The sequence below is a fragment of the Brevundimonas sp. genome (assembly GCF_024711105.1).
Taxonomy (GTDB): domain Bacteria; phylum Pseudomonadota; class Alphaproteobacteria; order Caulobacterales; family Caulobacteraceae; genus Brevundimonas.
In genome coordinates this window covers 21424-27855 of the sequence record NZ_JANJTL010000099.1, presented here as the reverse complement: position 1 = coordinate 27855, position 6432 = coordinate 21424, and the positions used below count along the sequence as shown (strand labels likewise).

At 69.1% G+C, this 6432-nt stretch carries 7 protein-coding genes; all 7 read left to right on the top strand.

All coding sequences use genetic code 11. The features are described from left to right. Nucleotides 1-1417: outer membrane protein assembly factor BamA (gene bamA / locus Q0M60_RS07530; RefSeq protein ID WP_296817897.1), on the top strand; the 1417-nt coding region annotated here is incomplete at its 5' end. Nucleotides 1418-1426: 9 nt separating this feature from the next. Beyond that, nucleotides 1427-2005, top strand: a complete 579-nt coding sequence (locus Q0M60_RS07525; protein ID WP_296817895.1) for an OmpH family outer membrane protein — start codon at nucleotides 1427-1429, stop codon at nucleotides 2003-2005. A 17-nt stretch (nucleotides 2006-2022) separates the two neighbouring features. Then, nucleotides 2023-3042 (top strand): UDP-3-O-(3-hydroxymyristoyl)glucosamine N-acyltransferase, encoded by a 1020-nt coding sequence (gene lpxD / locus Q0M60_RS07520; protein ID WP_296817894.1) that lies wholly within the window; start codon nucleotides 2023-2025, stop codon nucleotides 3040-3042. After that, nucleotides 3035-3511, top strand: coding sequence for a 3-hydroxyacyl-ACP dehydratase FabZ (gene fabZ, locus Q0M60_RS07515; protein WP_296817892.1), 477 nt, complete (start codon nucleotides 3035-3037; stop codon nucleotides 3509-3511). Before lpxD ends, fabZ begins: the two co-directional genes overlap by 8 nt. A gap of 1 nt (nucleotide 3512) precedes the next feature. Next, nucleotides 3513-4298 carry an acyl-ACP--UDP-N-acetylglucosamine O-acyltransferase gene (gene lpxA / locus Q0M60_RS07510; RefSeq protein WP_296817890.1) on the top strand — a complete coding sequence of 262 codons (786 nt, stop codon included), beginning with the start codon at nucleotides 3513-3515 and terminating at the stop codon, nucleotides 4296-4298. Continuing rightward, complete coding sequence (lpxI, locus tag Q0M60_RS07505) at nucleotides 4298-5122, top strand: UDP-2,3-diacylglucosamine diphosphatase LpxI (protein WP_296817888.1); 825 nt, start codon at nucleotides 4298-4300, stop codon at nucleotides 5120-5122. The genes lpxA and lpxI overlap by 1 nt, the downstream gene beginning before the upstream one ends. Next, nucleotides 5119-6285, top strand: coding sequence for a lipid-A-disaccharide synthase (gene lpxB, locus Q0M60_RS07500; RefSeq protein ID WP_296817887.1), 1167 nt, complete (start codon nucleotides 5119-5121; stop codon nucleotides 6283-6285). The genes lpxI and lpxB overlap by 4 nt, the downstream gene beginning before the upstream one ends. Nucleotides 6286-6432: the final 147 nt, after the last annotated feature.

The window sequence follows — 6432 nt, the reverse complement described above, 5'->3', positions numbered from 1 at the left end:
CAGCGACCAGATCGAGGCGGCGGTCGACACCCTAACCTTCGCCGCCGGCGCGGCCGGCTACGCCTTCGTCGACATCCGACCGATCGAAACGGCCAATCCCGAAACCAACACGGTCGACATCACCTTCCAGATCCGCGAGGGACCGCGCGTCTACGTCGAGCGCATCGACATCGTCGGCAATACGCGCACCATCGATCCGGTCATCCGCCGGGAGATGATGCTGGTCGAGGGCGACGCCTTCAACCAGGCGCTCGTCGACCGCTCGCGCAACAACCTGCGCGGCCTGCGCTTCTTCGAGGACGTGACGATCGAGGAAGTCCCGGGCTCGGCGCCCGACCGCACCGTGCTTCAGGTCCAGGTTCAGGAGCAGCCGACGGGCGAACTGTCGTTCGGCGCCGGCTTCTCGTCGGTCGACTCCTTCATCATCGACCTGGGCATCACCGAGCGGAACTTCCGCGGTCGTGGTCAGAACCTGGTCGCGCGCCTGTCGTGGGGCTCGCTGCGGCAGCAGGCCCAGCTCAGCTTCACCGAGCCGCGCTTCCTCGATCGAGACCTGCGCGCCGGCTTCGACCTGTACCACTACCGGTATGACCTGGAGGAGGAGTCGTCCTTCGACTGGGCCTCGACCGGTGTGGGCGTCCGTCTGGGTTGGCCGATCAACAACTACGCCAGCCTTGGCCTGCGCTATAATCTCAAGTCCGACGAGATCATTGTCCCGACCGGCTATTGCCCGGGCGTGGGTTCGCGGGCGCTGTGCGAACAGGTTGGCTCGTTCGTGAACTCGGCCGCCGGCTATACGCTCAGCGTGAACCGGACCAACGATCCCGTCCGCCCGACGCGCGGCTGGCGCGGTTCGCTGTGGCAGGATCTGGCCGGCATCGGTGGCGACGTGAACTACGTGCGCACCGAGACCAACGCGACCTGGTACTACGGCTTCACCTCGAACCTTGTGCTCAGCACCGAGGTCTCGGCCGGGTACATCTCGGGCTGGAACGGTGATCCGGTGCGGATCAACGACCGTTTCTTCAAGGGCGGCAACACTTTCCGCGGCTTCGAGACGGCCGGCATGGGGCCGCGCGACTTGCTGACCCGCGATGCGCTGGGCGGCAACTTCTACGCCATCGGCACCGTCGAACTGACCGTGCCGAACTTCCTGCCGGAAGAGTACGGCATCCGGACGTCGCTGTTCATGGACGTCGGGACGCTGGGCGTGCTGGACGACCGGTACCGGATCGACGCGACCGGATTCCCGGACCCGAACATCGTCGACGAACTTTCGCCACGACTGTCGGCTGGTCTGAGCGTCCACTGGCGCTCGCCGCTTGGACCGATCCGGTTCGACATCTCGAATATCTTCCTGCGCGAGGACTACGACCGGACCGAGTCCTTCCGCTTCTCAACCTCGACCCAGTTCTAAGGACTTCAGATGAACATCCCCGCCACCGCCTCGGCCGCGCTCGCCGCCCTGGTCCTCGCCGGCGCCGCCCAGGCCCAGCCGGCCCAGCCGACCAACCCGGGCCCCGTCATTCCGGGCGTCTGCACCTATAACAACCAGCGCGCGCTGGTGACGTCGCTGGTCGGCCAGTCGGTCGCCGCCCGCCTCGAGCAACTGAGCGCCGCGGTCCAGGCCGAGCTTCAGCCCGAGGCTCAGGCCATCGAAGCCGAGGCCACCACGCTGCAAGGCCAGCAAGGCACGCTCGCGGCTGACGCCTTCGCCCAGCGCGCCGGCGCCCTGCAACAGCGCGCGCAGAACTTTGACCGCCTGGCCCAGCAGCGCGCCGCCGAGCTGCAGTACACCGAGCAGCAGCAGATCTCCCAGATCGCCCAGCGCCTCGACCCGATCCTGGTCCAGGTCTATCAGGAGCGCGGTTGCGGCCTGCTGCTCGACCGTTCGGCCATGTACGGCGCGAACCCGGCCATGGACGTGACCGACCGGGTCATCGAGCTGTTGAACGGCCAGATGCAGAGCCTGACCTTCGACCGCATGCCGCTGCCGCAGCAGTAGGACGACAGGGGCCGCGGGTGCCGGACGCACGCTTTTTCCTGTCCGGAACGCCCCTGACCCTGGCGCAACTGGCTAAGGCTGGTTCGGCGGACCTGGTCCGCGGCGACCCCGACGCCGTCATCGAAACCGTCGCCCCGCTCGCCCTCGCCGGCGCGCGGGGCGCGGCGTTTCTGGGGGACAAGCGCTATCGCGCCGATCTCGCGGCGACGCGCGCAGGGGCCGTGTTCCTGGCGGCGCCGGACGCCGACTTCGCCCCGGCGGGCGTGGGCCTTCTGGTCACGCCGACGCCCCAGGCGGCCTGGTCGGCCGCGGCCGCGCGGCTGCATCCTCCTCGCCGTCTGGAGCCTGATCAGGCGCGTCACCCCTCCGTGGAGCTCGAGGAGGGCGTCCTGATCGGCCCGGGCGTCGTCATCGGCGAGGGCGTGGCCATCGGAGCCCGGACCCGGATCGGAGCCAATGTGGTGATCGGGCCCGGCGTCCAGATCGGCCGAGACTGCGACATCGGCCCCAATGTCTCGCTGGGCTTCTGCCTGATCGGCGACCGGGTACGGATCGCGGCCGGGGCGGTGATCGGGGAGCCGGGCTTCGGCGTGGCGGGTCACGCCTCCGGCCTGGTCGATGTCGTCCAGCTTGGCCGCGTGGTCATACAGGACCGGGTCAGCGTCGGCGCCAACAGCTGCATCGATCGGGGCGCCTATGGCGACACGGTCGTGGGCGAGGGGACCAAGATCGATAACCTCGTCCAGGTGGCGCACAATGTCCGTATCGGACGCAACTGCATCCTCGCGGGCCATGTCGGTCTCGCCGGGAGCGTCGTAATCGGCGACGGCTCCGCGCTTGGCGGCCGGGCGGGCGTGACCGACCATGTGACCATCGGGAAGAACTGCCGGGTCGCCGCCGCCTCGGCGGTCAGCAGCGACATGCCGGATGGCGAGACCTGGGGCGGGGATCCGGCTCGTCCGATCAAGCGCTTCTTGCGCGAGACCGTCTGGCTCGCCAAACAGGCCAGGGGTCGCGCAGGAGGCGAACATGGCTGAGCAGGATCAGGGCGCTGGGACGGCGATCGACTACGCCGAGGTGCTCAGACGCATTCCGCACCGCTATCCCTTCCTGCTGGTCGACCGGGCCGAGGACTATGTGGCCAGCACATCGATCACCGGGATCAAGAACGTCACCTTCAACGAGCCCTTCTTCCCGGGACATTTCCCGATCGACCCCGTCATGCCGGGCGTCCTGATTGTCGAGGCCATGGCTCAGACCGGGGCGGTCCTGATGTCCAAGTCGCTGGAGGTCGACGTTTCGAACAAGGTCATCATGTTCATGTCGATCGACAATGTGCGGTTCCGGCGCCCCGCGCGGCCCGGGGACCAGCTGCGCATGAAGGTCGAGGTGACCCGCGCCCGCAAGGACGCCTACAAATTCCGGGGCGAGACCTTCATCGACGGCAAGCTTGCCGCCGAAGCCGAGTTCATGGCCATGGCCGTGACGGTGGCCGACGAGGCCTGACGTGGCCATCCATCCCACTGCCATCATTGATCCTGCGGCAAGGATCGCCGCTGATGTCCAGATCGGGCCTTGGTGCCGCATCGGCCCAGACGTGACGCTGAAGGCCGGTGTCCAGCTCGCGTCCAGCGTCGTCGTGGACGGGGTCACGGAGGTCGGATCCGGCACCGTGATCCACCCCTTCTCCGTCATCGGAGGCCCGCCCCAGCACGGCGGCTACAAGGGGGAACCGACCCGGCTGGTCATCGGCGAGAACAACCTGATCCGCGAAGGTTCGACCTTCAACCGCGGGACCGTCCAGGGCGCGGGCGTCACCGTGGTGGGCTCGAACTGCATGTTCATGACCGGCGCGCACGTCGGCCACGACGCGGTGGTCGGCGACCGCGTGACCTTCGCGAACAATGCGACCCTGGGCGGCCATGTGACCATCGGCGACGGGGTCTTCCTGGGCGGGCTGTGCGCCGTGCACCAGTGGGGCCGGGTGGGGCAGGGAGCGATGGTCGGCGGCCTGGCTGCCGTGACCCGCGACGTCATTCCCTACGGTTCGGTCTGGGGAAACCACGCGAGGCTGCACGGGTTGAACATGGTCGGCTTGAAGCGACGCGGCTTCGACCGGGACAGGATCAAGCGCATGCTGGCCTTCTACCGCGACCTGTTCGAGGGCGACGGCGCCTTTTCTGAGCGCCTGGACCGCGCCGAGGCCGCGGCGGGCGATATGGATGAAGCCGCCGAGATCGTCGCCTTCATCCGCGCGGGCGGATCCCGGCCGCTCTGCCTGCCGGAAGTCTGATGGACAGGCTCGGCCTGATCGCGGGCGGCGGCGACCTGCCGGTGCGCATCGTCGAGGCCTGCCGCGCCCAGGGTCGCCCCGTCTTCGTCATCCGGCTGAAGGGCTATGCCGACGAGGCCCTGGCGTCCGCCGACGGCGCGGACCTGGCGCTCGGCGAGTTCGGCAAATGCCTCGACGCCCTCAAGAAAGCTCGATGCGGGTCCGTCTGCCTGGCCGGCAAGGTCAGCCGGCCGGACTTCTCGAGCTTCAAGGTGGACTTCAAGGGCATGACGGTGCTCCCCGGTATCGTGGCGGCGGCCAAGCAGGGCGACGACGCCCTGCTGCGTCAGGTCCTCAAGGTCTTCGGCGACGCCGGCTTCGCGGTGGAGGGAGCCGACGACATTCTCGGAGGCGACGAGACCCTCCCGGCCGGCCCCCTTGGGGCGGTCAGCCCCCGCGACATGGACAGGGCGGATATCGAAAAGGCGCTGCGTGTCGCCCGGGCCATTGGTGACCTGGATGTCGGCCAGGGCGCGGTCGTCTCCCATGGCCTGGTGCTGGCGGTCGAGGCGCAGGAAGGCACCGACGCCATGCTCGAGCGCGTCGCCTCCTTGCCGGCCGAGCTTCGCGGCGTCGCGCCCCAAGGGGTGCTGGCCAAGGCGCCCAAGCCGATCCAGGAGCGCAAAGTGGACCTGCCGGTGATCGGCGTGCGCACCATCGAACTGGCGCACGCCGCGGGCCTGGCCGGCGTGGCCGGACAGGCCGGCGACCTGATCGTCATCGACAAGCCCGGTGTCATCGCAGCCGCCGACCGGCTGGGACTGTTCGTCTGGGGAGAGGGGTGACCCGGCCGCTCACGGTGATGCTGGTCGCGGCCGAATCCTCGGGCGACGGTCTCGGCGCGGGCCTGGCCCGGGCGCTCAAGGCGCGGGCAGGGGCCGAAAATATCCGCCTGGTCGGGGTCGGGGGCCCCCGTATGGCCGCCGAAGGGATCGAGAGCCCCTTCGATATCTCTGAGCTGTCGGTGCTCGGCTGGATCGAGGGCCTCAAGGCCTATGGCCGGGTGAAGCGGCGCGTGGCCGACACAGTCGCGTTCGCCAGACGGGAACAGCCGGACGTCGCGGTGCTGATCGACAGCTGGGGCTTCACGATCCGTGTCGCCAAGGCCCTCCGGATCGCGCTGCCGGACGTGAAGCTGGTCAAGTACGTGGGGCCCCAGGTCTGGGCGTCGCGGCCGGGCCGGGCCAGGATCCTTGCCGAGGCTGTGGATCATCTGCTGACCCTGCACGCGTTTGACCCGCCCTGGTTCGAACAGGCCGGGCTGGCGACCACCTTCGTGGGCAATCCCAGCCTTGCGATCGACTTTTCCGGCGCCGACGGCCAACGGTTCCGCGAGCAGCATGGCCTGGCGCCAGAACGACCGCTCCTGCTGATCCTGCCCGGCAGCCGTCCTTCCGAGATCGAGCGGATGACGCCCCTCTTCGAGGCGACAGTTGCCCGGATCCGGGAGACCCATCCCGACACCGCCGTTGCGGTGGTGATCGCCGACACCGTGGCCGCCCAGGCCCGGGCTGCCGTGGCCGGCTGGCCGTTCCGCGTGACGCTGGTGGAGGGCGAAGCGGCCAAGAAGGACGCCATGAAGGCCGCGACCGTGGCCCTGGCCTGCTCGGGCACCGTCTCGACCGAGCTGGCGCTGGCGGGCGCGCCGATGGTCATCGCCTACCGTCTGTCGGGGCTCAGCTACGCCATCATGCGGCCCATGGTCACCGCCCGGCACATCACCCTGTTCAACATCGCCGCCGACGAGCGCATCGCACCGGAGTTCGTGCAGAACGAGGCCTCGCCCGGGGCCCTGGCGCAGGCGGTCGTGGCGCGTCTTGACGATCCGGCGCTGCGTCGGGATCAGGTCCGCCGCCAGTATGAAGCGCTCGATCTGATGGGGCGGGGCCGGCCGGACCCGTCAGCCGCCGCCGCCCAGGCGGTGCTTGAGGTCGCAGGCCGCGCCTGACCCGGCAAAAACTGCCGCTTGCCCGCCGCCCGGCACATTCTGCCGAGCTCGCGACAGGGTAAACACAAGGTAACGTAGGAAAAACAGCGTGTTGTCGGGAAGGCTCCAGGCCGCCCCGTGGCCCGGCGCTTGCTCGATCGATCCCCG